The sequence below is a fragment of the Pseudomonas sp. LBUM1652 genome, assembly GCF_059716105.1.
The window spans coordinates 2730729-2755829 of sequence record NZ_CP166804.1 but is presented as its reverse complement, the minus strand read 5'-3'; the positions used below and the strand labels follow the sequence as shown (position 1 = coordinate 2755829).

Below are 25101 nucleotides of genomic sequence, written 5' to 3'. Positions count from 1 at the left end.
GCCGCAAATCAAGCGTTTTATCTCCAGAGGTTCTAAGCAGATGGCAGCAGTACTCGTCGGTCAGTTCCATGCAAGAGATGCGGAAGGCCGCGTTTATTCCGTGCATGAATTCCAGGAATCCAACCCGTCGGTAGACGGTCTCGCTGGCATGGAGCCTGTTACCACTTACAAACTGGCCATTGGCGATCGTGTCAACAAGGTCAGTGACAACGAGTTTTTGCTGGTTCAATCGGGCGTCACGATCGTTCGCGAGCCCGACACCTACGTCGGCAGCCTGACGGAAACCACCGTCGCCTCATAACCCTGTGTTATGAGCAGAAGTCATATGCGCAGACTTGGGGTAGGATTCAGCCTGCCCCCACCTGCTGAACATGGACTTCACGCATGCGTTTACGTCATATCGAAGTGATTCAGGCGCTCTTGCAGACCGGTCACCTGGGCACCGCCGCCGAATGGCTGCAATTGCCGGTTACCGAAGTCGAAGAGCGCTTGCGCGAAGCCGAGAGTCAGTTGGGGTTCATGCTGTTCGCCAGCGTTCGCGGACGCCTGCAATCGACGCCAGAAGCCCGGGCGTTGCAGGTTGAAATCGCGCACGTTTACGAAGCACTGGAGCCGGTGCAACGATTGGCCAGTAGCCTCAAGCAATACCTCGCCCCGCCTGTATGCATCATCGGCACTCCGCCACTCACCCAGCAGTTATTGCCGCAAAGCCTGGCCGCCCTGCGCCGGCGCTTGCCCGATGCACCTTGCAACCTGCTCAGCGCACCGACCCGCGACATCGTCCGCAGCCTGTTGCTGCGCGAGAGTGACCTGGGCCTGAGTCTGCATGATCCTGAGCACCCCGACATTGATTGCCAGCCGCTGGCACAGGGCAAACTGCAACTGCTGGCACCCCACGGCTGGCTGCAACCGAAGCAGAAATACATCTCCCTGCAGGATCTGGCCGGGCAAGCGATGGTCGGCCTCGAAGGTCAGGACCCGCTGAGCCCGGCGCTGGAAAACAAACTCCAGGCACTGCGCCCCGCCCCAAGCATCCAGACCCGGGTACAAACCCACCAGATGATGCGCAGCATGGTCGAGGCCGGTGAAGGGCTGGCCATTGTCGATCCGTTTACCGCGTTAGGCGCCCGCGCTGCCGGGCTGGATGTCTGTCCGCTGTCCCCCGCCGTGCCGATCAGCCTCTATGCCTTGACCTTCAAGCACGCAGCGCCGTCTTCGGCGATTCAGACGTTACTGGCCATCCTCACGGAACAAGCCGAGGCGATGCTGTCGAGCTGAGCGGGTTTTCCAGCGGGTTATCGAACAATCGATACCAGAACAGCGCCACTTCAGCGGTATTCGGATCAATGCCGCGATAACGCAACTGGTCGACACCGCCGATCACGTAGCCACAACGCTCATACAACCGACAAGCCCCGAGGTTGTTGTTCTGGGTTTCCAGCATGATGCCGGGCAACTTCTTCTTGCGGCTCCAGAACTGCGCCACATCGAGCAACGCCTTGGCGACGCCATGACGGCGGGCCGGTGCGTGCACCGCCAGCTCATCGATATGGGCAAAGCCGTTCCAGTTGGTGCTGATCACCAGATGGCCGACCGGTTCGTCATCGAGGTAGGCCATGAAAATCGCGCTGTCGGCGGCATTATGAAAACTGCTGAACTCCTCGGGATCAATGCCGTAGCACTTGCGGTAAGGCACGATCGGCGTTACCAGCCACTGTTCAACGGGCTTGCCGATGACCGCGGCGCCATAGGCGGCGACCTCGAAACTGAAGTCGCTGCCCCAGATATAAGGCGCAAAGCCTTCATCGGCAACCCGCACCGACAGACCTGGATATTTCGGATTCATGACCGGTTGCATACTGGGATAAGTCCTCATTCCTTGACGCAATCGACGGTGTACTGCCGTCCATTGCCTTCATCTTCATGTTGCAGTCCATGCACATCCGCGACAAAACCGGGAAAGCTGCTATCGAACGTGCGGGCAAATTTCAGGTAATCGATGATCGAGCGCGTCGATTCGGTAAAGCGCTCGCCGGGCATGATCAGGGGGATCCCTGGGGGATACGGCACCAGCATCACGGCAGCAATCCTTCCTTCCAGCATATCAATCGGCACAGCCTCGACCTCCCCACGCACCAAATGATCGTAGGCGTGAGCCGGTTTCATGGCGATCTCCGGTAGTACCGTGTACATGCGTTTGAGATGTTTGGCCGTCGCGTTGCTGCGATAGCAGGCGTGCAGTTGATCGCATAAGTCTCGCAGGCCCATGCCGCGATAGCGCGCCGTGTCTTCTTGCGCGACACATGGCAGGCACGTCGCCAGACTGACGTTGGCGTCGTAACTGCGCTTGAACTCCAGCAACTCGGTGAGCAGCGTGCTCCATTTGCCTTTGGTGATGCCCATGGAGAACAGCACCAGAAATGAATACAGCCCAGTCTTCTCTACCACCAGCCCGCGCTCCCAAAGGAACTTGCTGACCACCGCTGCCGGTATGCCCTTCTCGCTCAACGCGCCACCGGCGTTCAGACCTGGCATCACCAGCGTGACCTTGATTGGGTCGAGCAAAACGTAATCGTCGCTGACTTCACCAAACCCGTGCCATTCGGCATCCGGTTGCAGCAGCCAGTCTTCCGTTTGCACACGGTCAATGCCTTCGACGCCCGGTGGCTGCCAGATCGAAAACCACCAGTCATCAGCGGCAATGTGCTGCCGCAAATTGGCCAGCGCACGGCGGAAACTCAGGGCTTCATCAAAGGTTTCCTGCAACAGCGAGCGCCCGGCCGGGCCTTCCATCATGGCCGAGGCCACATCCAGCGAGGCGATGATGCTGTATTGCGGCGAAGTGGAGATGTGCATCATGAACGCTTCGTTGAACCGATCCCGGTCCAGTTGCCGCGCGCCGCCATCCTGCACATGGATCATCGACGCCTGACTGAACGCGGCGAGCAGCTTATGGGTGGAATGGGTGGTAAATACCAGCGGGCTGTCTTCGCTGCGCGAGGTGGCCATGCCATAGCGCCCGGCGAAGAATTCATGAAACGCCGCATAGGCGTACCAAGCCTCGTCGAAATGTAGCACTTCAACGCTGTTGCCGAGGTTTTGCTTGATCAGTTCGGCGTTGTAACAGAGGCCGTCGTAGGTCGAGTTGGTGACCACCGCCAGTTTGACTTTAGGTGCGCGGCCCTTGGTCAAAGGACTCGCGTCGATCTTGGCCTGGATCGATTCGCGGCTGAATTCGCTCAGCGGAATCGGACCGATGATCCCCAGTTCATTGCGCTCCGGGCACAGGTACAACGGAATCGCACCGGTCATGATGATCGCGTGCAGCACCGACTTGTGGCAGTTGCGATCCACCAGCACCAGATCATCGCGAGCGACCATGGAATGCCAGACGATCTTGTTGGCGGTCGAGGTGCCATTGATCACGAAAAAGGTGTGATCAGCACCAAAATTGCGCGCAGCCCGAGCCTCGGCTTCGGCGAGCGGGCCGGTGTGGTCGAGCAGCGAACCGAGTTCCGGCACCGACACCGACAAGTCCGAGCGCAGGGTGTTTTCGCCAAAGAACTGATGAAACGCCTGCCCCACCGGGCTTTTGTGATACGCCACGCCACCGCCGTGACCGGGGGTGTGCCAGGAATAGTTGGAATCGGCGGTGTGTTGCACCAGCGCCTTGAAAAACGGAGGCAGCAAACCGTCCAGATACTTTCGCGCCGCCCGTGCGACTTGCCGGGCCAGAAACGGCACGGTGTCTTCGAACAGGTAAAGGATCCCGCGCAATTGATTGAGTTCGGCCATGGCATCGGCCGGGGCGTTTTCCAGAGTGACCTGTTCGCCCAGGGCAAAGATCGGCAGATCAGGCGCACGCACCCGCGCCAGGCCGATCAGTTCGGCCATGTTCTGCAAAAGATGCGAGTTGGTGCTGGCATCCTCGGCGGCGATCAGCATGCACGCGAGGCCATGGTGGGTCGAAGCCACCAGACGCCCTTCGGTGTAGTCGGTGGCCGAAACGATACTGAAACCTTCCTGCTCCAACTCCCGGGCGATGCCACGGATACGATCACCGGCGACGGTATCGGCCTTGATGTCGCGATGGACGATCAACACCGGAAACTTCAAATCTTTGTACATGGGGCTCAGTGTCCTGAGGCAGCAGCGGATTCAAATCCGCCAATGCACTCAGCGTAGAGGGTTGCAGTGAAAGTGGCGAGGGTGGCCACTTGTCAGTACTGCCAAAAGTAAAAGATCTTTTGCTCTTCAGGCCTGCGCATCGGCTTCTGCGATCTGCGTCCACAGCGCCGGACCGCCAGCGGATTTGGCGATGATTTCCAGACGCACCAAGTGAGCGGCCAGTTCATCCTCCGTCGCGCGAATGATCCGCGCTGGCTGGCGATCGGCCGGCAAGCGACGGATTTCCGTGGCGGAGTTATCCGCGCCTTCCCCAGTACCATTACCGTCGGAAGCGTTGCCGGCCAACGACAGGCTGGTCTGGCCCCCGGTCATGGTCAGGTAAACGTCGGCGAGAATCTCCGAGTCGAGCAAAGCGCCGTGCAGTTCACGGCCGGAGTTGTCGACGCCATAACGTTTGCACAACGCATCGAGGCTGTTGCGCTGCCCCGGGTGACGTTCCCGGGCCATCATCAGGGTATCGAGGATCGAGCAGTGCTGCGTGATGTCGGCGCGATCCTGCTGGCCCATCAAGGCGAATTCGTTGTTGATGAAGCCAACGTCGAACGCCGCGTTATGGATGATCAGCTGCGCGCCCTTGATGAACTCGAAGAATTCATCAGCGACTTCGGCAAAGCGCGGCTTGCCCACCAGGAATTCGTTGGTGATGCCGTGGACGCCGATGGCGCCTTCATCACTCTCGCGATCCGGTTGCAGGTAAACGTGAAAGTGCCGGCCCGTCAGGCGCCGACCGATCAGTTCGACACAGCCGATTTCGATAATCCGGTGACCATCGGTCACCGGCATGCCGGTGGTTTCGGTATCGAGTACAACGGATCTGGTGGCCATCAGTGCTCAGCTCTCAACGGGTCTATCGTGCAAAAACGCGGATGTTAACACGCTCGCGGCACACGTCGCGCGCCGCCGGGTGATCGGCACTCATGCAGTTTTTAACAATCATTGGCAAAGTTCATAAAGTCTGCGGGGAATCGGCTTGATAGCGTTCACGGCTGGTTTCCCACGGATTTGAATGCGTCATGAAGACTGCACAGTTTTTACTGCTTGGCGGCTGTTTGCTGGCGGCCGAAGCACATGCCACCAGTTTCGTCATCAGCACCGATATCACCCTGAGCCTGACGCTCAGCTCGAGTAAAGGGACGAGCGGATCGTTCAAGGACGACAAGGTTGTGCTGGCGGCCAAGGACGATGCGGCGGCGTTTGTGGCCAGTGCCGGAGAGATTCGCGGGGCGCGAATGGAGGCGGCATTTTTGCGGATTCGCGAAGTGCTCAAGGATTCGGATTACACCGATCAGCAGTTGGCTCAAGCCATATTGATCCTGTGAATCGGCGTTATTGTCGTGATCCGCTGCCAAACCCGCTACGCGGCTCTGCGGGAGAAGCCCAGAGCGCGAGAGTCGCGCTCTGGGCTGCATGCGGATAGAAGAGTTGCCGGTATTACTTATCGGACTTGATGCTGGTCCAGACCCGCGTGCGTACGCGCTCAAGTTTTTGCGGCAATGGCTGAACCACGTAGAGGGTTTTCAGCGCTTCAGGGGTCGGCGTCAGATTCGGGTTGCCGGTAATCTCTTTGTTGATCAGCGCCATTGAATCCTTGTTCGCGTTCGGGTAACCGAGGAAATCACTGATCGGCGCAATCACCTTCGGATCGAGCAAGGTGTTGAGGAATTCGTGGGCTTCAGCGACGTTCTTCGCGCTCTTCGGAATCGCGAACGTGTCGAACCAGATCGGAGCGCCCTCCTTCGGCAAGCGCCAGTCGACCACCACGCCGTTGCCCGCCTCTTTGGCGCGGTTGCCGAACTGGTAGAAGCTGCCCGAGTAACCGATGGCCACGCAGATGTCGCCGTTGGCGATGTCAGTCATGTATTTGGCCGAGTTGAAATAGGTCACGTATGGACGAACCTTGAGCATTAACTCCTTGGCTTTTTCATAGTCGGCGGGGTTCTGGCTGTTCGGGTCGAGACCGAGATAATGCAGGGCCAGCGGCAGGATCTCCGTCGGCGAATCGAGCATCGCCACGCCGCAGGATTTGAGTTTTTCCATGTTCTCGGGTTTGAACACCAGATCCCAGCTGTCCACCGGCGCGTTCTCGCCCAGCGCAGCCTTGACCTTGGCCGGGTTAAAGCCGATCAGCACGGTACCGACCATGTACGGCACGCCGTACTGGTTACCCGGATCGTTCTTGCCCAGCAGCTTCAACAGTTCCGGATCCTGGTGGCTCCAGTTCGGTAGCTTGGACTTGTCGAGTTTCTGGAAAACACCAGCCTTGATCTGCGTATCGAGGAACTGGTTGGACGGCACCACCAGATCGTAGCCAGAGTTACCGGTCAGCAATTTGGCTTCCAGGGATTCGTTGGTGTCGAAGGTGTCCCAGGTCACTTTGATGCCGTTTTTTGCGGCGAAATCCTTGGGCACGGACGGCAGGATGTAATCCGCCCAGTTGTACACCCGCAACTCGCGCTGCTCAGCCTGGACGGCGCTGGCCAGCAGCGTCAGCCCACACACGGTGGCACCCAGTATGCGTTTCATCGTGACCATGGTTGTTTCCCCAGAATGCGACGTGAGTTCGATGGTTTTTATGTTCTGTACACGGCAGCGGCTTTAAAGGTAGCCGAGGGCAAAAAAGGTCTGGCGTCTCGTTATGGCCCTGATTCTTGCTGACAGCGTAGACGGATTACAGAGGGCGATTGGCCAAAAGGGGATCGATGTGGCCAATTTGAATGTCCGCCAGAATGCGGAAACAATAATGCCCGGCGATTGGCCGGGCATTGTTTGTACTGCAGACGCAGATCAGTCGGTGTAACCCAACCTCGCCGCCCTGCTCTGCTGAGTCTGGCCACGCGTCGCGAGGCAGTAATACAGCGGAACCGTCACCACCAGGCCGACCAGCCACGACAGGTCCGCACCCTCCACCAGATTGGCGTAAGGCCCGATGTACAGCGAAGTGTTGGCAAACGGCAACTGCACGAGGATGCCGATGAAATAGGCAATGATCGCGTGCAGGTTAAAGCGCCCGTAAATCCCACCGTCAGCGCGGAAGATCGAGGTGATGTCGTAGCAGCCTCGCTTGATCAGGTAGAAGTCGATCAGATTGATCGACGCCCACGGCACCAGCACCAGCAACAGCGCGAGAATCAGACCGATGAACTCGGAAATGAAATCCGCCGACGCGCCGAGTGCGACCATGCAGCATCCCGCCAGGATCACGCTCGACAGCACCACGCGCACCTTGATGCTCGGTGTCCATTGGCTGGCGAAGGTCTGGATAGACGTAATGATTGACAGCACCGCACCATACAGATTGAGCGCGTTGTGGCTGATGATATTGAGCAGGAACAGCACCATCAGAATCGGCCCCAGCCACCCGGTGGACTGCTTCACCGCAACCATCGCTTCAGTGCCTTCAGGCGTCGCCAGCACCGCCACCGCGCCGAAGCTGAACGACAGAATCGTGCCCAGCGTTGCGCCCAGATACGTAGCCCAAAACGGCTTGGCGATGCCGATGTCCGCTGGCAGGTAACGCGAATAGTCGGAGACGTACGGCGAGAAACTGATCTGCCAGATGATCCCCAGCGATACCGTCGCCAGCCAGCCGGAGAGATTGAAGCTGCCGCGAGTCAGGAAGTCCGCCGGCAAGTCATGGGCGAAGATGTAAATGAACCCGGCCAGCAACGCGCTGCCCATCACCCAGGTACCGATGCGGTTCAACGTATGGATGAAGTTGTAGCCGATCACGCCAATCGCGGTGGCGGCCAGCGCACCGATCAAAATGCTTAACGGTACTGGCACCGATGGTGCAATGCCGACAATGGATTTGCCCGCCAGCACGATGTTGGAAATGAAGAACCCGATGTAGATGATCGCCGCAAAGAACACGATCAACAGCGCGCCATAACGGCCGAACTGGCCGCGACTCTGGACCATTTGCGGAATGCCCATGCGTGGGCCTTGCGCCGACGCCAGCGCAATCACCACGCCGCCGATCATATGCCCCAGCGCAATCGCCAAAAGCCCCCAGAGCAGATCGAGATGGAACACCTGAACCACCATGGCGCCGGTGACAATGGGCAGTGGCGCAATGTTGGTGCTGAACCAAAGGGTGAAAAGGTCGCGGGCCTTCCCGTGGCGTTCCGCGAGTGGAACGTAGTCGACCGTGTGATTCTCGATCAACGGATCTTGCCGGGACATCTGGGACATATGCATGAACTCGAGTTTGTCTGTTCTTATCGTTGTATGAAGCCAAACCGGGAGGACTCTCTGGTCGCCCCTCAGATGCGAACCATATTATGGTATTCCAAGCATTTCACAAGACTGATCCGCAGTTTGCGGCGCTATCTGATCCGCCATCCTCGCTGAAACAGCGGCTTCTAGAACAGCCGAAAGCCCCGTAGATACACAGTTTTCGACGAACGCAGCACCTTTATCGGTTCAGCTTAAAAGCTCTTGCAAAGATTATTTTGTGGTATACCATCAGACCAACAAATACATAAAAACAGCGTCACACCACCCGAGGACTGTCCAATGATCGATGCCGCCATCTACAAACAAGTCATGGGCTCGTTCCCGTCAGGCGTAACCGTTATCACCACGCTGGATGATGACGGTCAGATTGTCGGCCTGACCGCCAGCGCCTTCAGTTCGTTGTCGATGGACCCGGCGCTGGTGCTGTTCTGCCCCAACTACAGCTCCGACTCCTACCCAGTCCTGATCAAGAACAAGCGTTTTGCGATCCACTTTCTGTCCGGCGGCCAGCAAAACGAAGCCTACGCCTTCGCCCGTAAAGGCAAGGACAAGGCGCAAGGCATCGAGTGGACGTTGAGCGAACTGGGCAACCCGATCCTGGCCAACGCAACGGCTATCATCGAGTGTGAGTTGTGGCGCGAATACGAAGGCGGCGACCACGCCATCATGGTCGGCGCGGTGAAGAATCTGATCGTCCCCGAGCAGCACACCGGGCCGCTGGTGTATTGCCACGGCAAGATGGGTGCCCTGCCCGCTTTCGCCTGATCCCTACGATTACCACTCAGTCAGGTCCGCACACGACCGGCCAATAACAAAAGATCCGAGGTAGCGTCATGAAATTTTCCCTGTTCATCCACATGGAACGCTGGGACGAAAGCGTCAGCCACCGCCAACTGTTCGAAGATCTGACCGAACTGACCCTGATGGCCGAGGCCGGTGGTTTCAGCACCGTGTGGATCGGCGAACACCACGCCATGGAATACACCATCTCGCCAAGCCCGATGCCACTGCTCGCCTACCTCGCGGCCAAAACCACCACCATTCACCTCGGCGCCGGCACCATCATCGCGCCGTTCTGGCACCCGCTGCGGGTCGCCGGTGAATGCGCCTTGCTCGACGTGATCAGCAACGGCCGCATGGAAGTCGGTCTGGCACGCGGCGCTTATCAAGTTGAATTCGATCGCATGGCCGGCGGCATGCCAGCATCAAGCGGTGGCCAGGCCCTGCGGGAAATGGTCCCGGTAGTCCGCGCCCTGTGGCAAGGCGACTACGCCCACGACGGCGACATCTGGAAATTCCCCACCTCCACCAGCGTGCCGAAACCAATCCAGAAGCCCAACCCACCCATGTGGATCGCCGCCCGCGACCCGGACTCGCACAACTTCGCCGTGGCCAACGGTTGCAACGTCATGGTCACACCGCTGATGAAAGGCGACGAAGAAGTCCTCGACCTGAAGAACAAATTCCAGACCGCGTTGGACAACAACCCCGACGTACCGCGCCCGCAATTGATGGTGCTGCGCCATACCCACGTTCACACCACTGATAACCCGGACGGCTGGAAAGTTGGCGCGAAAGCGATCTCACGCTTCTATCGCACCTTCGATGCGTGGTTCGGCAACAAGGAGACGCCGGTCAATGGCTTCCTCGCCCCGAGCCCGGAAGAGAAGTTTGCCGGGCGTCCGGAGTTTGAGCTGGAAAGCCTGCACAAGACGGCGATGATTGGTACGCCGGAAGAGATCATTCCGCGGATCAAGTACTACCAGGAACTGGGCGTGGATGAGTTCAGTTTCTGGTGCGATAACAGCTTGCCGCATGAGGAGAAGAAGAAGTCGCTGGAGTTGTTTATCAGGGATGTGGTGCCGGCGTTTCGCTAAATGCCTTACTGATTGAACACGGCACATAAAAACGCCCCGACAGTGTTCGGGGCGTTTTAGTTTTGAGTCGGCTCTTCGTCCCAGAAGTTGCCGGGAGGTGCCGGGAGGTGCGTATTGTCCATTTCGTAAAACAGCACACCAACCAAAGCTTCGGTAGAACATTTCAAGATCAATGATCTCGTAAAGGTCTTGGCCAATTTTTCTCAATATGATCAAGCTATTGGCATAGTGAGTATACGGACCACCCGCCCCGGCGATCAGTCTACCTGACTTCAGAAATCGTTAAATAATGTCCAACAGCTGCAAGTCCGACTTGACCTGACGGGCATCTTGATCAGACAACTGCGACATAAGAAACTCCAATCCATGCGCATCAATAATCTTCTTTATATCCGCAGAAGCAATATCGAAAGCAACCTCGGGCTCCCTTCCTGCCGAGAGCACAAGCCCTGCAGTTTGGAGCATAAGATTTTCTACTGGATTAACAAAACTTTCTTCCATCTCATTTAACGCATAGCCGACTTCAAGTTCCCCTTCAACCCAAGAAAATCCCGTCTTTTTATTCCGCCTGATTTTATTCCGACAGTAAACAGGATAGTAGTAAAACATCCGCTGCATGATCTCATTATAACTTATAGTAACCGGCACAATCAGCCCTCAACACCGCACAACCGCCACCAATAAATCCCACTGCTACTGCCCTACAAACGCCCAGCAAACTCAATGGAATCCACGAACACTCATAAACCATCAATCCTATTATTTGAGTATCGCAACTTCAACGTCGTGCCATCTCTATTACTACACGTCTCTTACCCCGTCCACAAGACACTTGTATTTTTCATAAACCGAATCACGGGAAAGCACAGCATCATCCACGTCATATAAAATACAGGACCAAGCTTTCGCAAAACTCAAAAAAACCTCCAAGTACATTAATTTCGCATGTTCAGTATGATCCAGGTCAACCTCAATCATTATCTGCGGAGTACCCCCCAAGGCATCCTGCCACTCTTGCTGATCTTCGGCATCATAAAACTTGTCTAGTAAATCTTTTGAGTGCCAGGCCAACCATATGCTTGAATCACCTTCATCAACGCTGCCCCGAAAAGGCATACCGGAACTCACGAACCCACCCTGTGCCAGGATGACTTCTTTAAAATCTTCTACGCTCAACTTTTCTGATGAAATGATCATCGCTGATAACGACATAATTATGATGCCCCGCCCCCATCCCCACCCACTCCACTTAACCTTAAATCAGACTTATGTGGCCGGCTTAAAATCATCAATCATCTTATTCCGCTCAATCAGCAGAGACGCTACAAAACCGGGATCAAACTCCATTTGTGCGGGAAGTCCCCCAGGGCCTGTACCCATTTATCCCATTTTCTTTCTATTCATTCTCAATAAGCCCACTGGGTTTTATCAGGATACTCGCCTTTTACGAAGAGCCGAGCGAGCTTCATACCCGCTCTTCCCGACCATTTTCCGCTTACATCCAAAGGGCATTCCTTTATGATGCTTATAGTTTCCGAATCTGCCCCCATTTATCCCTCATTTACCCCCCCTTTATAAAAATCCATCACTTCAATCCTAAGCTATCCAGAACCGACTGATGAGCACTTCCCTCAAAGGCTTTGTATCATTTACCTTATTGGGAAAACAGGTTCCATTCGGGGATCCCTCAGGGTCTGACCCATTTATCTCTCTTTAATTTAAGACTAATAGCGAATCCACTCCCCTGTAGAAATTAATTCCGGACTATCTGGATCAACCAAATAAAGCCACTCTGGGTCATGCCCTACGGTTCCAACCAAAACACCTAACACATTTGGGTTTGCGGGCGTTGACGTATAGTGCACAGCACCAATATAGCTTCCCACACCATGTGCGCTTTTTAATTGGAAGCGTAAGGAACCATCAGAGTTATAAATCGCAGCATTATTTGGACAGTTAAAAAACCAAGGAAATTCAGACATGCCAAATTTTGATGGCACCTCATTGAAAACGACCAAAACCCCTGTTCTATCAGCAAGAATATAAGGCATCTCACTGACCGGAATACGTAGTTCAACGCCGTTTTCAAAGGCCAAATATCGCTCAAAACGTACGACGGCGTGCTTTTGCGCATACAGCATTATATTTTTAGTATCTTCGAAACTGGTACATGTCCCGTCCCAGCTGACAAACTCCTCGAAAAGCAGTCCATCATCGAATTCCCATTTTGTTCTAATTTCACTAATCAACTGACTCACTGCAACGACCTCACCGACCCCAAGTTAACCTCATACAACTCTGGATTAGTTCGGGGGGACTTATCCATAAAGTTCACTTGATGTCCACCACCAGGCAAGCGAGCTTCGTTCTTCGCATCCCACATATCACCAACAGTTCCTTCCCGAATTCCGACACCTGGTTTCACCGTAAATTCGACTTGGAATAATGGACCCTGTTTGAACTCTTCAGAAACTGCAAGTTTATTTCGAACGTCTGCCACAGATTTTATAGGAGTTTCCGTGGCCCAACCTCCAAGAAGGGAGGACGGATTCTTGCCTTGAGCGACCGCCTCCTGCATCCGATCATATTGTAGTTTGTTTATAGTCATCGTCATTATGCGCGGCTGATCCACTACCCTATCCGTCACCATTGTCCCCTCCATCCAAGCCGGACGCTGTGTTCCCCAGAATGGAAGATCAATTCCGTCGTCCTGCTGACTCAAGAGGCGATCATTCGCTACCTTCTCACCATCAACACGCGGAAGACCATCACGATCCGTTACCTGTCCAGCGTTGATATTTTCCGCACGATGCTCTTTCCCCGGGACAAAGTCACGCTGGGCAGACAACCCAAAACCCTCTGCATCGCGAGTAGCATTGAATTCAACTTTATCGACTTCCGAGGTGCTGCCAGGGAGACTCCCTCCCTTCTTGCCACCTGAAGTCAACAGCAGCTCCCCACTTCCTTCCAGGTATTTTCCGGAGCCCTTCAGCAGTGCAATTTCCATTGCCGTCTTAGCGGCTTCCGTTCCGTAGTCGCGAAGCGGGTTCACGTCACCGGGGTAGGTCGCGCTGCTAAAAGAGTCGAGTACTTTGCTTCCCTGGGTGTAGTCATAGGGCGCAAACAACTGCCCCGTGGCCTGCCACCCATCAGCGAACGATGCTGCACCTCCCAGCCCGGACAACGCCGGAATCGCGCATCCAACAGCGGTGACACAAGCCGGGCTTGACGCTATGGCGCCTCCAAACCCTGCGGCAGCCCCTATGGCGCCCAGTACCGCTCGACTGGCATTTGCCGACTGCCGGAGGTCCTTGTCGTTGCGCAACAAGTCGTCGTTGACCTGGTCCCACTTAGAATACTCGTCGAAGGCCCCGGTAGCGAAAAGCGTACTTTGTGCATCCTTGAAACCTTTCCCGTCCGCCTCCAATGCTTTGATGAATTTGTAATTCGGATCATCGGGGGGTACCGAGTCACTGCAATGAACCAAGGCACAAGCCGCTGCTTTAAATTCATAGGCTTTATCAGGGTTCTCTTTTTGCAGCTTCTCCAGTGCCAAGGTTTCTTTTTGATGAAGCTGGCGGTTGTATTCGTCGGCCATTAAGGCAACCCACGATGCTTTGTTGACATCTCCGCCCGCCAACCCAGCGGCGGTCAAACCGACGATTTGGGAAAATGCCTGGCGTAATTCAGGTTGGGTATCGAAGGTGGAGTTGAGAACGCTAGCCATTGCCTGGCTGGCACCAGCAGCGATTGCGCCAGTTTTGAAATCTCCACCAGTGGCACTCGAAATCGCTCCCCCCATCAACGCATGCATCGCAGTGCGAGCAACGCCCCCCTCGGCCCAAATAGCCATGCCGGTTGTATCACCTGCATTCTTTGCTGCTTGCCAGTGATCCTGAGCGAAACCCCCGACAAAGTTGAACGCTGTAGCGGCTGCGACATTGCCGGCTTGGGAAACGAGCCCTTCCTTCAGGTTCTCGCTGTAACTGCCTCCGCCAATTACGGTTTTTATGGCTCCCCCTGCGAGTCCCTGCGCTCCCGCATGGACGGCGAAACCACCGATGCCTTGGAGGGTATTTAAGTCAAATCCTTTTGTAAGGTTGTTAAACGGTACCGTGTGGCCGCCGAGTTGCGGGTCGATCACACCCTTTGTGAAGCCGGCCGTGACACCCGCAATCGCCGAATTTTTCAGACTGTCCTTACTAAATGTGTCATTGGCGACGGCTCCCAGATTACCTTTGTTATTGATCGTGCTGACGGCCGCAGTACTGGCCATGGACGTCAATACGGCAGAGGCCATCACGTTCCCCAACCCCGCGGCGACTGTTGAGCCGACCGCAGCCCCGCCAGCCACTGCCGACGCGGATGCCGTACCCGCTGCCGCCATGGCAGTCCCTGATCCCGCCGTCGCACCGGCGACGCTTCCCACCGCCGCACTTGCGGCTCCGGCCGTTAGAACGGTGACGATAATAATGATCACCAACATCGCGCCCTGACCAAGGCTCGAACTGCTGTACTTGAACGACTCGTGGGTTTCCTTGATCAGTTTCCAGTCCACATCACCGCGCTTCTCGGCTTCTTTCAGCCACGCCAGTTGTGGATCTGCCTGCACCATTACATCAATGGTCTGGCTGATCGATTTCTGGTTGATCTGTTTGATATCGATGTTCAGGCCATCAACCGCATTGATCACCAATTGCCCTTTGGCCAGCAACTGGGTTTGTCGCAAGGTCTCATCGGTTTTGCCTTTACCCGACATCGAGTTCCAGGACAGGCTGGTATTACTTTTTGTGTGGCTCTCTTGATGCAGGTCCTTCACGCCCTCGAACGTGACGGCCCCACCACTGCTGATAACCAGATCGTTTCCGCTATCGAGTTTGGCTGCCTGGTAATGCTGATCGCCGCCACTGGCGAGCAGCATGCTGCCGCCAGAGGTGATTTCGCTGCTGATGTTTTTCACATCAGTGACTTCATCATGCTTGGTTTTCTTTTTGCCGAAGCTACCCTTCTTCTTCATGTCATAAAGCGAGTAGTCGGTATCCTGCGCAGCCAGGATATCGAGACGGTCGCCTGCCACCAGATAGGCTTCATCGCCAGCGGTGACGCGACTGGAAACCACGGCTAGGTTTTGCCCCGCGGCCAGCGACACGTCGCCACCTGCCGTGATACCGGACATGATCTGACTGACATGATCTTCCTGACGAGTCACTTTTTTGCTCTTGGACAGCGAGTGCTCTTCGTCAGCCGCCGAGCTGATGGTCAGATTCTCCGTCGCAGACATCGCAACATCGCGTTTGGCATCGATGTCACTGGCGATGACGTTGATGTCACGTTTGGCGTCAGCCTTGAAATCACGTCCGGCATCGATATCGGCCCCCAACTGAGTGACATCGCTGCGGTTGTGCTTGGCGTCTTGGTACACGCTGTTGCTGACTTGTACGGACGAGACGTTGACGTCGCGACCGGTATTCAATGTCATGTCTCGGCCGCTTTGCATGGCGCCGCCGACAATGTTGATGTCTTGACCTGCTTTAACGGTCAGGTCATTGGTGGCTTCGATCCGTGCTGCGTTGTCGGCATAGTCATGATGCAACGTGGCATATCGGGAGCTGTTGTCGGACGAGGTGATGGTTCGTTCGTTGATCACATCGCCAGTACGCGTGGTCAGCGTCACATCGCGTCCGGCGATGATGCCGCCCGCCTTGTTGACGATGTTGTTGGTCGCCAACAGATCCAGACGATTACCCGCTTCGATCGAACCGCTATTGACCAGATCCTTGCCCGCCGTCGCCGACAGGTTATTGGTCGCTTTCAACGTGCCGACGTTATCGAGGTTTTCACCAGCAATCAGCGTCACGTCGTTACCGGCAATCAACGCCCCGGTCGGGCCGAGACGGCCGTTGGCCTGGGCCAGATAGACCACCGGCACCAGCACCTTTTCGCCATTCACTTCGTGCTCTTCGAGCCAGACGATGTCGTGGGTCAGCGCGGCCACTTGCTGCGCGCTGAGGCCGACGCCGACGCCGACCGAAAGGTTGAGCGCGTCCTTGCTGGCGATGGCGTTGTTCATCAAGAACTTGAACATGCCCTCGTTAGAGGTTTGGCCGTCGAGGAAGGCCTGGCCGGTGCGAGCGGTCACGGCTTGCTGGATCAGGCGCTGTTCGTAGAGGCCATCGCCCAAACGTTTGGCGCTCTGGTCGGGGTTGTAGCCGAGGTTTTCCAGCAGGTAGTCCGAGCTCATGAACGACTTGAGGTCGGTGAGCACCGGGTTGGTTTCGATCAGGTATTTGTGTGGGTTCGAGGGCGCCGTGGTGTCTGGCAGGCCAGTGACACGAGTGACCGGACGGGTGTCGATCGACTCTTTCATGTCGTTGCCGCGGTTGGGCTTGCCCGTGCCTGCAGAACTTTCCGGCACTTTGACATCGACCGAACTGGCGACTGCCTGAACCATGCTCGGGGTACGGTGGAATGTATCCACGGCGCGGGTGCTATCGGAGACGAGCGCAGGGGTAGCGATGGACAGACTTCGCGGCCTGCCGGTGGTCGCGCCGACAAGGTGGTCCTGGGCATTCAGCGCCGATTTCTGGGCACCCGCTGCGCGTCGCCGGTGAATGCGCGTTGCTCGACGTGATCAGCAACGGCCGCATGGAAGTCGGTCTGGCACGCGGCGCTTATCAAGTTGAATTCGATCGCATGGCCGGCGGCATGCCAGCATCAAGCGGTGGCCAGGCCCTGCGGGAAATGGTCCCGGTAGTCCGCGCCCTGTGGCAAGGCGACTACGCCCACGACGGCGACATCTGGAAATTCCCCACCTCCACCAGCGTGCCGAAGCCAATCCAGAAGCCCAACCCGCCGATGTGGATCGCCGCCCGCGACCCGGACTCACACAACTTCGCCGTGGCCAACGGCTGCAACGTCATGGTCACGCCGCTGATGAAGGGCGACGAAGAAGTCCTCGACCTGAAGAACAAATTCCAGACAGCGCTGGACAACAACCCCGACGTACCGCGCCCGCAATTGATGGTGCTGCGCCATACCCACGTTCACACCGCTGATAATCCGGACGGCTGGAAAGTTGGCGCGAAAGCGATCTCACGCTTCTATCGCACCTTCGATGCGTGGTTCGGCAACAAGGAGACGCCGGTCAATGGCTTCCTCGCCCCGAGCCCGGAAGAGAAGTTTGCCGGGCGTCCGGAGTTTGAGCTGGAAAGCCTGCACAAGACGGCGATGATTGGTACGCCGGAAGAGATTATTCCGCGGATCAAGTACTACCAGGAACTGGGGGTGGATGAGTTCAGTTTCTGGTGTGATAACAGTCTGCCGCATGAAGAGAAGAAGAAATCGCTGGAGTTGTTTATCAGGGATGTGGTGCCGGCGTTTCGTTGAGATCTCTTCTAACGTCTCACTCATGAAAACGCCCGAATCTCTTCGGGCGTTTTTATTTTTCACCATGGCTCCTGGCGACACGTCGACCAGTTGCTATCTGAACGAAAGCATTGTCGCTCTCTTGGCTTCACTCATAAACGCTAGCCGCTGATAGGATCTTGGCAAAGGTTTTCCAGCTTGGCCGCAGAACGTCAGCGTCGCCAGAGTTAAGAGCATAACCTTCCATTGAATTGACCCAAGCCTCCATCGCGTCTAAAAACCTTTCAAGTGTCGAATTTTCCCACTCATCCGGTTGTCGCAACAGAGTTTCACGAAACGCATGAAGGAAATTCGCGAAGTCCTCTTTGGTTTCAATTTCTTCAACTTGATCATCGAGATCCATACGTATCCTACTTACAAATGTCACGAACACAGATGATCACACCTTTGTTAAGTGTGGTCATTTTTTTCTTTTTGGCTTCCTTGCGTATCTCCGCCGCCGTAGCCGGAACGATTTTAACCGCAACGCCAGCTGCCGAGGCTCAGCTCTGCGTGATGAGGTGCATCATCAAGTGCAGAGATTAGAGTAGATTTGTGGGAATCCCTCAGGGTCTGTCCGATTTCTCATCTCTATTTCAATTACGGCAACAAACGCTCACAGCCCACTAAACTTAGTGATTGAATAGTTCAAAAATCCACCTCGCCAGAATTTCCGGCGACGTGGTTTCCTTCCGAAGCTGCTCTACACCGCGATCTCTCGCAACAAGGGCAAATTTGCCCGAGTCAGAGATCTCAATATAGGGAGCACCAAACTCCTCTATTTCAGTCCCTAAGGGAAACACCTTATAGGGTTTCCCTTGCTCATTCGCGTAATTAAAAAAACAATGAACTACTTGCTCAAGCTCCACGGATTCCACTTACAGTTTCCTTTATGGATTTGATATACCCGTTCAGCAACAGGGGAAGGGGACAGGTTTATTTTCAACCTGCGAAGTCAGCGTAGGATTTCGTTAATTTTGACCGGCCGTATCAGCCCGACGTCAAGACCCCGACCAAACGTGTATTCAACGTACTTTTCAGTCTCTGCGATGGGGGAAACGGAAAACGGGAAAGACCACGTTCTCGGAGCAATACTCAAACATTAAACGCACCCACCATTCAAACTTGTGCTTTCGGCTTAAAATCATCAACAGTTTTATTCCGCTCACTCATTAGAAACATTACGACTTTGGAGTCGAACCCTATCAAAAACTGAATAGCATCATAAATTTTCCACCCATGCAGGTTTGGTTGATCAATGATGGAGGTCAAGTGTTCCTCTACCAGAGGTAGGTATTCTGAAAAGCCCCCGCTTTTCGCAAAGTCAAAAATACCTGTTATTTCAAAGGGCAACCTATTCGCTAACAAAATAATTTTTGCCAGAGGTGCATACACCTGTGCTCTAGCAGCGTCTATTTCTCCACGATCGGCCACATTGGCAAAATAACTGGTTATTGCCATGAGTATTTGACGATAGGTATCATCGTATCCATGCAATCGATGTGTATAAAACCCTTCGATATCTTCAGGTTTGCTCATAATAACTTCCAGAGCATTCAACCCATCACGAATGCCCCAACTTGTCAGTAGTTTCGCAGCCTGAAAATGCTCCTCGATGTCACTGGTAGTACGGAGCAAGTCCAAAACGGCATCAACTCTTTCCTGAGGAATGTCCTCTGGATCCAAGTCACCGGCTACCACAGCGTAATCTGCACCATCTGGAATACTATTCAAAAGCTCATATGTCTTCGGGCTCATAAAGTCCTACTTTTTTACCGTTTTAATATAGTCGGCTGGCACACAACCCTTGATCAGGCATTCTCCATCACGTGTGGCGTTCCCCAAGTCCCTTTCCGCGTTCATCAACGAGTCCTTGTTTTTATTGGATGGGTTATTTGTATATCGAGTGCGCGCCGCATCAACTTTTGATTGTAGCTCCGCCGCCACCTGTTGACTTGTCAAAAATTTTGTATCTGGCAATGCACCGGAATCAATATCTTGCTGCAGTCGTTTGACGTCGATCTCTATTTTGTTAGTGCCATAATCTTTAGGGTTCGACGTCGCGCTTGGATCGGTAACGAAAAAAAGGGGACAGATTCTGAGAAATCCCCGCTTTTTCCTACGAGAAATCAAGAAGTTGGGAATTGAAGAGACCTGCATGGGTCGGCAGCTTGTATTGCACCACACAAAAACAAGATCCCGATCCCATGCAGGCAATCCGATTCTTACACAGCGCGCTCGCTCAAGCACTTCCCACTGTCCATTCCCATCGTCTGAAAACGCTGATGTGTTGTGTCAGTTCATTACTGAAAGGCCGTCGTCTGACGCTGACAGGACTGGGTCGATTCATGTCTGGCAAGGCCTATCCCAAACATGCCATCAAACGGGTGGATCGACTTCTCGGTAATCGCCATCTGCAAACGGAGCGTTCGCTGTTTTATTGGGTCATGTTGCGGGCCTTGCTGGGGTCGTTGAAACATCCCTTGATTCTGGTCGACTGGTCACCGATCGATGCGGCGGGAGAGTTCTTTTTGTTACGCGCCGCCATCCCGTTGGCTGGGCGCTCGTTTCCTATTTACGAGAGCGTTCACGAGCGCGAAGGATGTCCTAAATATCAAAAGCGATTGCTGCAAACGCTGGCCGAAATGCTTCCCAAAGACTGTGTGCCGATCCTTGTGGCCGATGCGGGTTTTCGACGGCCCTGGATCAAGGTTGTCGAGGCGCAAGGCTGGTATTACGTGGCTCGGGTGCGCAATCGTGATCTTTACCGCGGTGATTCGAACACCTGGCTGCCAGTGAAAAACCTGCACGCTTTGGCGTCTTCTTCACCGAAGTCTCTGGGCCGGATCGAGATGACCCAAAGCGCTCCGCATTTCATCCAGTTGTACTGCGTCAAGCACCGAGCCAAGGGGCGAAAGCATCAGCGCGTCACCGGCTCAATCGCCAAAAACAAGCTCAGCAGGCAATCGGCCAATCGTGAACGAGAGCCGTGGTTGCTGGCCAGTAATCTGCCGGAGGAGCTATGGAATCCATCGAAAATCGTGGCGATTTACAAACAACGGATGCAGATAGAAGAAGGCTTCCGGGATGTAAAAAGCGAGTACTTCGGTGTTGGCGTGACTCGTCATCGAAGTCACTGCCCACGCCGAATTGAAGTGCTATTACTGATCGCGGCTTTGGCCAACTACATCATCTGTTTGACCGGCTTACAGGCCCGCGAGGCGGGCCACGAACATCGCTTTCAAAGCAATAGTCTTAAACACCGACGAGTGTTATCGCTGTGGCGACTGGGGCTTGAATACTGGCGTAGCGGACGCGGCTCAAAGTCTGGAAGAACCTTGGAGAGACTTGAGCACGCGTTAAGAAACGAGGTGCGTCAACAGGCGCAGGCTCTGGAGTAGATTTGTGGGGATCTATCAGGGTCTGTCCCCATTTATCCTCAATCTTTCCTGCAAGCTGACCCATTCGAGGATCGTTGAGCTGGCCAAATACTCGATCAGCAATTGAGAAGTTTTTTGCGGAACCAGCAATTTCGCCTGCGCCTTTTGCACCGACTAATTATCGACTATGGGCAATATTCAACCATATAACCACTCTCTAGTTCTTGTTGTATTGATTTGGCCAGTTGCTTCCCCTCGGCTATATGCCGAAGCTCTGCCTCAGCCGTGGTAAAACCAGAATCGGGCGGATAGTCGCTGTTGAACGTCGCCTGATACTCACCGTCCCACTTATTGATTTTCGCCCTCAGCTCTGGAGACAGGGGCAAATCTTCAATATCAACGTGCCCCATTCTATCCGGATCTGGACAGAATAGCGGCCCGGCTAAATACTCACTCGTTAGTCTTAACCTAATCATGGCAATGGCTTCCAAGAACTGACCGGATTAGCTCGAACAACGAAGCCGTTTGAGCCAACCCCAACTGCAATGTTTTGCTCAACACCATTGTACGTAATGCGATAAACATTAGCCGAACCATTGGTCCCGACAACTTGCCCACGTTCAAGAGCATTCATTACCACATTTGAAATGTCATCACGCGAGATGCCTTTATTGACAAAATCGACTTCGTGTCGCTTGTAGATGTGCTGCAATCCGGCAGCATCAGTGCCCTTTTCCAACCAGACGGTTCGGCCATCTGGCAATCTACGGATATCAACCACATTTCCTGGCGTGATCTTAGTACCTGCCGGCACGCCCGAGATCAATTCGTCCCTCGTCAGAGTGGAACCTGACACTCCTTTTGCACCGACGGCAAAATAACAGCCATGCTAATTAATTTATTAAACTATCCACTCCACCTCAAAATCAGCTAGCTGAGCCTGAAGCCCTGCCTCATTCTCGAACCAGTAGTCAAACCCTTCAACATCACTTTTCTTCAAGTAAAGATAATACCCGCCAGTGTCGCCATCACGGTCGTCCGCAACAACAATTTCCCAGCCAGAATATTCGCCAGTGACAACAATACCCTTCCGAGCGATAGACATATCCATATCCTAGTCCGCATAGGGAACATGATTGTTAGAAATATATTTTCCAGTCACAGGGTCTTTAACTCCGAAATGTACATGCGGAACTCCCGGAGCGTGTGCTCCTGATATAGATCCTGAGTCGATACGGAACTCCTTGGTGCCATCAGCGCTGTGAAACACCCCAGAGCCGGGCTTACCGATTTCCTTGTACTCGGGACCGAGATATTTTTGCCCTGCCGATAGAGCCTCATCGGTTGTGAGCGTCATAGAGCTCGTGAAATTTTTCTTACCAGATAGAGTTTCATTGATAACTTGATCTACACGCTGCCCAGCACCTGCTTCCAGTTGAATCTGTTTTTCAGCATTAACAAAGGTTTTCCAGTTTTCAGTAGGACCAGCTAGTGGAGTGCGTGGAGTAGCTGTTGCTTTTGCACCAGCGCCCAGTCCACCAGTCAAAATGATACCAGCGATCTCCGCATGATCACCAAGCATTGTTTTATGAGCAGAGTTCAGCTCATCGGTATGGTTCGAGTCCTGGAAGTCCTGGACGACTCCTCGCTCATCAGCATTCAACCCTCCATCGGCGTCATAGTCCTCCAACGCCAACGTCCCACCTTCGGCAGAGGTCGTTTGACCATTGCATTCAGTGAACCCCTCGCATTTGAACAGCTCAGCACCGCTGGTCTTGGCGCTAAGTTCAGCATAACGATCCTTCACCTGTTGCCGACATGCAGCCGGATTTTCGCTAGCTCTGCAACCTTTCAAATCCTTGACGAGGTCGTCAACTTGCTGGTGATTGAGGAAGTTGTACTGTGTGGCGTTGTTGGTAATCCAAGAGGCTAGCTCCAATGACTCTTGATCTGTATCGCCCAGTGCAGTGGCCGAAAGAACCCCAACAATCTGCGATGCCATCAAGAGGATATCTTTATCACCACCTATCATCTTGTTCAGTTCGACCACAAGCGACTCATTCGCACCAGCCGCCAGTGCGCCTGTTGCAAAATCACCGCCGGTCATTTCTGACAACAAACCGCCTACTGCAGCATGGATGATGATTTTTCCGGCAGAGCCATCATCCATGACGCCTTTTGTAAGATCGCCCACCATGTTGAAACTGTAGGCGGCGACGGTGTTGAAAAGCGCCGTTTTGAGAATATCACTGACGCTTGCATCGCCCCCCACCCCCTTACTGATCAGGCCAGAGGTTCCGCCTTGGAGTATTTGACTTCCGGCGAACCTGCTGACGCCTTCCCATGTCGCCGCCCGCCGTAATACCAGACATGACCTGGGAAACGTGGTCCACCTGCCACGTTTCTTTCTTGTTTTTCGAGTTCGAATGTTCCTCATCGGCGGCTGAGGTAATCACCAGATTCTCGGTAGCCTTCATCGACACATCGCGCTTGGCATCGATCTCACTGGCAATCACATTGATGTCGCGCTTGGCCTCAGCCTTGAAGTCACGTCCGGCATCGATATTGGCGGCCAGTTGAGTGATATCACTGCTGCTTGCCCTTGAACCCAACGAAACGCTGTCATTGACCTGCACGGACGCCACATTGACATCACGCCCGGCATTAAACGCCATGTCCTGACCGCTTTTCAGCACGCCGCCGATGACGTTGATGTCGTTGGCCGCTTTGACGGTCAGGTCGTTGGCGGCTTCGATTCGCGCTGCGTTATCGGCAAAGTCCTGATGCCGGGTGACGGTGCCGTATTGGTCGTCCATCGAGGTGATGGTTCGTTCGTTGATCACATCGCCGGTGCGCGTGGTCAGGCTGACGTCCTTGCCGGCAATGATGCCGCCGGCCTTGTTGACGATGCTGTTGGTGGCCAGCAGGTCCAGACGATTGCCCGCCTCGATCGAACCGCTGTTGACCAGGTCCTTGCCCGCTGTGGCGGACAGGTTGTTGGTGGCCTTGAGCGTGCCGACGTTGTCGAGGTTTTCACCGGCGATCAGCGTCACATCGTTACCGGCAATCAGCGCCCCGGTCGGACCGAGGCGGCCGCTGGCCTGGGCCAGATACACCAATGGCACCAGGACTTTTTCGCCATTCACTTCGTGCTCTTCGAGCCAGACGATGTCGTGGGTCAACGCGGCGACTTGCTGCGAGGTGAGGCCGACGCCGACCGACAGGTTGAGCGCGTCCTTGCTGGCGATGGCGTTGTTCATCAGGTACTTGAACATGCCCTCGTTGGAGGTCTGGCCATCGAGGAAAGCCTGGCCGGTGCGGGCGGTGACGGCTTGCTGGATCAGGCGTTGTTCATAGAGACCATCGCCCAGGCGCTTGGCGCTCTGATCGGGGTTGTAGCCGAGTTTTCCAGCAGGTAATCGGAACTCATGAACGACTTGAGGTCGGTGAGTACCGGATTTTTAGTTTTTGGACGTCACAGCAATTCGTTGATCCGGCCGGCTAACATCGTAAACATGCTGCTCGCAACCCTGCCCGACAAACTGAAACTCCACCAGGTAGACCTTGCTTCGTTCCGGCGTAAAAGTACTGCTCAGCGGTCCGCAGCTATAAATATTGCCGGTACCCATTCCGTGGGAACGCCCCGTCACCTCGAAGGGTTCGTCGGCATTGGCTTGCGTTTCCAGCTGAGGGAAATGCTTGAAGGTGGCGCTGTTGGCCGCTTCGTTGAGTTTGGCGATCCAGGCGAACACCTTGCCTCGCCCGGAATCCACCACAGTACCCAGCACTTCCATTCGCCGATCGGGATCTGAAGCACGGCGGACGGAGAACTCGACAGGGTATGTGTAGCCTGTGGCTTTCATGATGACTTTGGCGTGTTGTTCATCCGTGGTGACTTTTTTTTGCTGAAGTTGGATGCCATCCTTTAAAAGACTGGGGGAAGAGTCTCTGACGTTCGAATGGCAGCCTGCAATCAGGAAAATAAAAGGCAGCAAAAGTCCGGCTTTAATCAATTT

General features: G+C 54.7%; 24 protein-coding genes and 2 pseudogenes. 7 read left to right on the top strand and 19 right to left on the bottom strand.

The features are described 5' to 3' along the window. The first annotated feature begins 40 nt into the window (after positions 1-40). On the top strand, positions 41-301 hold the full coding sequence (locus ACA069_RS12615) for a hypothetical protein (RefSeq protein WP_401265312.1): 261 nt from the start codon (positions 41-43) through the stop codon (positions 299-301). An 83-nt stretch (positions 302-384) separates the two neighbouring features. Further along, positions 385-1278 carry a LysR substrate-binding domain-containing protein gene (locus ACA069_RS12610; RefSeq protein WP_401265314.1) on the top strand — a complete coding sequence of 298 codons (894 nt, stop codon included), beginning with the start codon at positions 385-387 and terminating at the stop codon, positions 1276-1278. On the opposite strand, the gene ACA069_RS12605 is transcribed toward ACA069_RS12610, so the two are convergent. The 3 genes from ACA069_RS12605 to dnaQ form a co-directional block, all read right to left on the bottom strand. After that, positions 1244-1858, bottom strand: a complete 615-nt coding sequence (locus ACA069_RS12605) for a GNAT family N-acetyltransferase (RefSeq protein ID WP_187681011.1) — start codon at positions 1856-1858, stop codon at positions 1244-1246. The two genes, ACA069_RS12610 and ACA069_RS12605, sit on opposite strands and share 35 nt — an antisense overlap. Before the next feature lie 14 nt (positions 1859-1872). Next, the gene (locus ACA069_RS12600; RefSeq protein WP_497617782.1) at positions 1873-4128 is read right to left on the bottom strand and encodes an Orn/Lys/Arg family decarboxylase; all 2256 of its coding nucleotides are present in this window, start codon (positions 4126-4128) and stop codon (positions 1873-1875) included. A 126-nt stretch (positions 4129-4254) separates the two neighbouring features. Further along, on the bottom strand, positions 4255-5013 hold the full coding sequence (dnaQ, locus tag ACA069_RS12595) for a DNA polymerase III subunit epsilon (RefSeq protein WP_401265319.1): 759 nt from the start codon (positions 5011-5013) through the stop codon (positions 4255-4257). A 188-nt stretch (positions 5014-5201) separates the two neighbouring features. Between dnaQ and ACA069_RS12590 the strand changes: the two genes are divergently transcribed. Further along, the gene (locus tag ACA069_RS12590) at positions 5202-5507 is read left to right on the top strand and encodes a DUF2388 domain-containing protein (protein WP_497617781.1); all 306 of its coding nucleotides are present in this window, start codon (positions 5202-5204) and stop codon (positions 5505-5507) included. 112 nt (positions 5508-5619) lie between these two features. Here the strand turns inward: ACA069_RS12590 and ACA069_RS12585 are convergent, their stop codons facing one another. Beyond that, positions 5620-6720 carry a polyamine ABC transporter substrate-binding protein gene (locus ACA069_RS12585; protein ID WP_187681007.1) on the bottom strand — a complete coding sequence of 367 codons (1101 nt, stop codon included), beginning with the start codon at positions 6718-6720 and terminating at the stop codon, positions 5620-5622. Positions 6721-6972: 252 nt separating this feature from the next. Further along, positions 6973-8379, bottom strand: a complete 1407-nt coding sequence (locus ACA069_RS12580; RefSeq protein ID WP_497617779.1) for a purine-cytosine permease family protein — start codon at positions 8377-8379, stop codon at positions 6973-6975. Between the two features lie 324 nt (positions 8380-8703). Between ACA069_RS12580 and ACA069_RS12575 the strand changes: the two genes are divergently transcribed. Together ACA069_RS12575 and ACA069_RS12570 are read left to right on the top strand one after the other, a co-directional pair. Beyond that, positions 8704-9189, top strand: a complete 486-nt coding sequence (locus ACA069_RS12575; RefSeq protein ID WP_187681005.1) for a flavin reductase family protein — start codon at positions 8704-8706, stop codon at positions 9187-9189. 68 nt (positions 9190-9257) lie between these two features. Beyond that, positions 9258-10301 (top strand): LLM class flavin-dependent oxidoreductase, encoded by a 1044-nt coding sequence (locus ACA069_RS12570; protein WP_489880920.1) that lies wholly within the window; start codon positions 9258-9260, stop codon positions 10299-10301. Between the two features lie 282 nt (positions 10302-10583). Here ACA069_RS12570 and ACA069_RS12565 read toward each other — a convergent pair whose 3' ends face one another. The 4 genes from ACA069_RS12565 to ACA069_RS12550 form a co-directional block, all read right to left on the bottom strand. Further along, complete coding sequence (locus ACA069_RS12565; RefSeq protein WP_401272172.1) at positions 10584-10919, bottom strand: hypothetical protein; 336 nt, start codon at positions 10917-10919, stop codon at positions 10584-10586. A gap of 183 nt (positions 10920-11102) precedes the next feature. Then, positions 11103-11513 (bottom strand): hypothetical protein, encoded by a 411-nt coding sequence (locus ACA069_RS12560; protein WP_497617777.1) that lies wholly within the window; start codon positions 11511-11513, stop codon positions 11103-11105. A gap of 512 nt (positions 11514-12025) precedes the next feature. Beyond that, complete coding sequence (locus ACA069_RS12555; RefSeq protein WP_401272170.1) at positions 12026-12559, bottom strand: hypothetical protein; 534 nt, start codon at positions 12557-12559, stop codon at positions 12026-12028. Further along, complete coding sequence (locus tag ACA069_RS12550) at positions 12556-16371, bottom strand: DUF637 domain-containing protein (protein WP_497618231.1); 3816 nt, start codon at positions 16369-16371, stop codon at positions 12556-12558. Before ACA069_RS12550 ends, ACA069_RS12555 begins: the two co-directional genes overlap by 4 nt. 518 nt (positions 16372-16889) lie before the next feature. On the opposite strand from ACA069_RS12550, the pseudogene ACA069_RS12545 reads away from it, so the two are divergent. Beyond that, positions 16890-17687, top strand: a pseudogene (locus ACA069_RS12545) (LLM class flavin-dependent oxidoreductase); the annotation flags it as partial. 127 nt (positions 17688-17814) lie between these two features. Here the strand turns inward: ACA069_RS12545 and ACA069_RS12540 are convergent. From ACA069_RS12540 to ACA069_RS12525, 4 genes are all read right to left on the bottom strand, one after another. Beyond that, complete coding sequence (locus ACA069_RS12540) at positions 17815-18069, bottom strand: DUF7660 family protein (protein WP_401134593.1); 255 nt, start codon at positions 18067-18069, stop codon at positions 17815-17817. A 268-nt stretch (positions 18070-18337) separates the two neighbouring features. After that, positions 18338-18583 carry a hypothetical protein gene (locus ACA069_RS12535; RefSeq protein ID WP_305442903.1) on the bottom strand — a complete coding sequence of 82 codons (246 nt, stop codon included), beginning with the start codon at positions 18581-18583 and terminating at the stop codon, positions 18338-18340. Positions 18584-18824: 241 nt separating this feature from the next. Next, a complete protein-coding gene (locus ACA069_RS12530; protein ID WP_497617774.1) occupies positions 18825-19463 on the bottom strand; it encodes a hypothetical protein in 639 nt (212 codons plus the stop codon). 6 nt (positions 19464-19469) lie between these two features. Then, the gene (locus ACA069_RS12525) at positions 19470-19865 is read right to left on the bottom strand and encodes a hypothetical protein (RefSeq protein WP_497617772.1); all 396 of its coding nucleotides are present in this window, start codon (positions 19863-19865) and stop codon (positions 19470-19472) included. 47 nt (positions 19866-19912) lie between these two features. Here ACA069_RS12525 and ACA069_RS12520 point away from each other — a divergent pair, with 47 nt between their 5' ends. Continuing rightward, positions 19913-21106 (top strand): IS4 family transposase, encoded by a 1194-nt coding sequence (locus ACA069_RS12520; protein WP_497618230.1) that lies wholly within the window; start codon positions 19913-19915, stop codon positions 21104-21106. Positions 21107-21270: 164 nt separating this feature from the next. On the opposite strand, the gene ACA069_RS12515 is transcribed toward ACA069_RS12520, so the two are convergent. The 6 genes and pseudogenes from ACA069_RS12515 to ACA069_RS12490 all read right to left on the bottom strand — a co-directional run bounded on the left by ACA069_RS12515 (position 21271) and on the right by ACA069_RS12490 (position 25095). After that, positions 21271-21561, bottom strand: a complete 291-nt coding sequence (locus ACA069_RS12515) for an immunity protein CdiI family protein (protein WP_497618228.1) — start codon at positions 21559-21561, stop codon at positions 21271-21273. Beyond that, complete coding sequence (locus ACA069_RS12510; RefSeq protein ID WP_497617770.1) at positions 21558-21941, bottom strand: hypothetical protein; 384 nt, start codon at positions 21939-21941, stop codon at positions 21558-21560. The genes ACA069_RS12515 and ACA069_RS12510 overlap by 4 nt, the downstream gene beginning before the upstream one ends. A 45-nt stretch (positions 21942-21986) precedes the next feature. Then, positions 21987-22196, bottom strand: coding sequence for a hypothetical protein (locus ACA069_RS12505; protein ID WP_222833115.1), 210 nt, complete (start codon positions 22194-22196; stop codon positions 21987-21989). A gap of 3 nt (positions 22197-22199) precedes the next feature. Continuing rightward, positions 22200-23522: a DUF637 domain-containing protein gene (locus tag ACA069_RS12500; protein WP_497617768.1), complete on the bottom strand. Its 1323-nt coding sequence runs from the start codon at positions 23520-23522 to the stop codon at positions 22200-22202. Beyond that, a pseudogene (locus tag ACA069_RS12495) lies at positions 23428-24497 on the bottom strand (hemagglutinin repeat-containing protein); the annotation flags it as partial. The pseudogene ACA069_RS12495 and the gene ACA069_RS12500, both read right to left, overlap by 95 nt. A gap of 49 nt (positions 24498-24546) precedes the next feature. Continuing rightward, the gene (locus tag ACA069_RS12490) at positions 24547-25095 is read right to left on the bottom strand and encodes a hypothetical protein (protein ID WP_489880129.1); all 549 of its coding nucleotides are present in this window, start codon (positions 25093-25095) and stop codon (positions 24547-24549) included. Positions 25096-25101: the final 6 nt, after the last annotated feature.

What these genes read in the sequence shown, in the direction of transcription:
- ACA069_RS12530 (WP_497617774.1), bottom strand. Translation starts at nt 19,463, where the DNA reads ATGAGCCCGAAGACATATGAGCTTTTGAATAGTATTCCAGATGGTGCA.
- ACA069_RS12505 (WP_222833115.1), bottom strand. Translation starts at nt 22,196, where the DNA reads ATGGATATGTCTATCGCTCGGAAGGGTATTGTTGTCACTGGCGAATAT.
- ACA069_RS12575 (WP_187681005.1), top strand. Translation starts at nt 8,704, where the DNA reads ATGATCGATGCCGCCATCTACAAACAAGTCATGGGCTCGTTCCCGTCA.
- ACA069_RS12500 (WP_497617768.1), bottom strand. Translation starts at nt 23,522, where the DNA reads ATGAGGAACATTCGAACTCGAAAAACAAGAAAGAAACGTGGCAGGTGG.
- ACA069_RS12615 (WP_401265312.1), top strand. Translation starts at nt 41, where the DNA reads ATGGCAGCAGTACTCGTCGGTCAGTTCCATGCAAGAGATGCGGAAGGC.
- ACA069_RS12580 (WP_497617779.1), bottom strand. Translation starts at nt 8,379, where the DNA reads ATGTCCCAGATGTCCCGGCAAGATCCGTTGATCGAGAATCACACGGTC.
- ACA069_RS12520 (WP_497618230.1), top strand. Translation starts at nt 19,913, where the DNA reads ATGCAGGCAATCCGATTCTTACACAGCGCGCTCGCTCAAGCACTTCCC.
- ACA069_RS12540 (WP_401134593.1), bottom strand. Translation starts at nt 18,069, where the DNA reads ATGGATCTCGATGATCAAGTTGAAGAAATTGAAACCAAAGAGGACTTC.
- ACA069_RS12590 (WP_497617781.1), top strand. Translation starts at nt 5,202, where the DNA reads ATGAAGACTGCACAGTTTTTACTGCTTGGCGGCTGTTTGCTGGCGGCC.
- ACA069_RS12550 (WP_497618231.1), bottom strand. Translation starts at nt 16,371, where the DNA reads ATGAACAACGCCATCGCCAGCAAGGACGCGCTCAACCTTTCGGTCGGC.
- ACA069_RS12610 (WP_401265314.1), top strand. Translation starts at nt 385, where the DNA reads ATGCGTTTACGTCATATCGAAGTGATTCAGGCGCTCTTGCAGACCGGT.
- ACA069_RS12515 (WP_497618228.1), bottom strand. Translation starts at nt 21,561, where the DNA reads ATGATTAGGTTAAGACTAACGAGTGAGTATTTAGCCGGGCCGCTATTC.
- ACA069_RS12560 (WP_497617777.1), bottom strand. Translation starts at nt 11,513, where the DNA reads ATGTCGTTATCAGCGATGATCATTTCATCAGAAAAGTTGAGCGTAGAA.
- ACA069_RS12585 (WP_187681007.1), bottom strand. Translation starts at nt 6,720, where the DNA reads ATGGTCACGATGAAACGCATACTGGGTGCCACCGTGTGTGGGCTGACG.
- dnaQ (WP_401265319.1), bottom strand. Translation starts at nt 5,013, where the DNA reads ATGGCCACCAGATCCGTTGTACTCGATACCGAAACCACCGGCATGCCG.
- ACA069_RS12600 (WP_497617782.1), bottom strand. Translation starts at nt 4,128, where the DNA reads ATGTACAAAGATTTGAAGTTTCCGGTGTTGATCGTCCATCGCGACATC.
- ACA069_RS12570 (WP_489880920.1), top strand. Translation starts at nt 9,258, where the DNA reads ATGAAATTTTCCCTGTTCATCCACATGGAACGCTGGGACGAAAGCGTC.
- ACA069_RS12525 (WP_497617772.1), bottom strand. Translation starts at nt 19,865, where the DNA reads ATGCAGGTCTCTTCAATTCCCAACTTCTTGATTTCTCGTAGGAAAAAG.
- ACA069_RS12565 (WP_401272172.1), bottom strand. Translation starts at nt 10,919, where the DNA reads ATGCAGCGGATGTTTTACTACTATCCTGTTTACTGTCGGAATAAAATC.
- ACA069_RS12605 (WP_187681011.1), bottom strand. Translation starts at nt 1,858, where the DNA reads ATGCAACCGGTCATGAATCCGAAATATCCAGGTCTGTCGGTGCGGGTT.